2 protein-coding genes are annotated in these 1,204 nt (G+C 43.4%); both read right to left on the reverse strand.

The annotated features are described in order from the left end of the window. Window positions 1–59: 59 nt before the first annotated feature. Window positions 60–797, reverse strand: a complete 738-nt coding sequence (gene istB / locus JCM2765_RS16520; RefSeq protein WP_054737615.1) for an IS21-like element helper ATPase IstB — start codon at window positions 795–797, stop codon at window positions 60–62. Window positions 798–807: 10 nt separating this feature from the next. After that, on the reverse strand, window positions 808–1,204 hold a 397-nt coding region (locus JCM2765_RS17540), incomplete at its 5' end, for a Mu transposase domain-containing protein (RefSeq protein ID WP_439646184.1).

Below are 1,204 nucleotides of genomic sequence, written 5' to 3' on the forward strand. Positions count from 1 at the left end.
GTCAATGGCGATGTAAAAATGTAGGTTTATGGCGGTTAGAAAATGTAGGTTTTAGGCGGTCAATCGGTACCCTTCAAACGGTATGATTTACCCGTGATCTTCACGACATGTACGTGGTGGACTACTCGGTCTAGGATAGCGCCAGTGACAGTTGGATTTTGAAAAATTTCAACCCAGCCGGATAAATCTGTATTGCTGGTAATGATAGTGGAGTTCTTCTCGTAGCGTGCGTTAATCAGTTGGAATAAGAGATTGGCCTCGTCATGGTCAATTGGTAAGTAACCAATCTCGTCGATGACTAACAGATCGTAACGCGCATAACGATTGATACTGCGATCAAGATCACCTTTCTCATAAGCCGCACGCAGTCTACTCAGTAACTCATGGCAGTTAATAAATAGGGTCCGCTTCCCTTGTCGACATGCTTCGATGCCAATGCTGATGGCAAGGTGGGTCTTCCCTACACCTGGACTGCCAATGAAGACCAGATTTTCTCGTTTTTCCATGAACGCTAGGTCTTGGAAACCCAGCACCTCTTGTTTATTGATGTTTGGCTGAAAATCAAAATCAAATGCTTTAAGGGTCTTCTGTTGCGGAAACCGTGCTCGTCGCACGATTCGTTCGATTTCTTGATCAGACTGCCAGTTTAGTTCAGCTGTAGTTAGACTAAGCATGGCATCGGTGAAAGATAGCTGTTGTGCATTAATTTGGTCGATGTACTCGGATAAGTAGGCATGCATCTTATCTAGATGTAACACTTCTAGGTTGGTCAACAGTTCTTGAAATTTACTTGTCATCGTCTACACCTCACACTTCATCATACTCACTCAAATGTTCACTGATATAGGCTTCAATGTCCTCTTTACTGTGACCTTTGAGTAAATCTGATCCTAGAATCTGAACTCGATCTTCGTCGTTATAATTAAATTGACGAGTCGATATAACGTGCGCCCGAATCATCTCTCCGTTATAATAGATTTGGATATGTTGCTCATCATCGGTAAGCTCTATGCCAACAGTGCGACCGATGTAGCGCGGATCTACGGAGTATTTACATTTACGAAAGATCACCATCGATTCCTTGGAGACGACACGGGTAATGTCCTCTTCGAAAAAGGGGTCGAGTAAGTGTTCTGGCAGTTGATGTAGGTACTCCTTTTCTTCATCTTGCCACTTGTAGATAGGAATCTGTTCAGTAGCTTGT

The organism is Secundilactobacillus similis DSM 23365 = JCM 2765, assembly GCF_001311075.1.
Lineage (GTDB): Bacteria > Bacillota > Bacilli > Lactobacillales > Lactobacillaceae > Secundilactobacillus > Secundilactobacillus similis.

Bases quoted from the DNA above. Each gene is read 5' to 3' on its own strand.
- istB (WP_054737615.1), bottom strand. From the start codon at position 797: ATGACAAGTAAATTTCAAGAACTGTTGACCAACCTAGAAGTGTTACAT.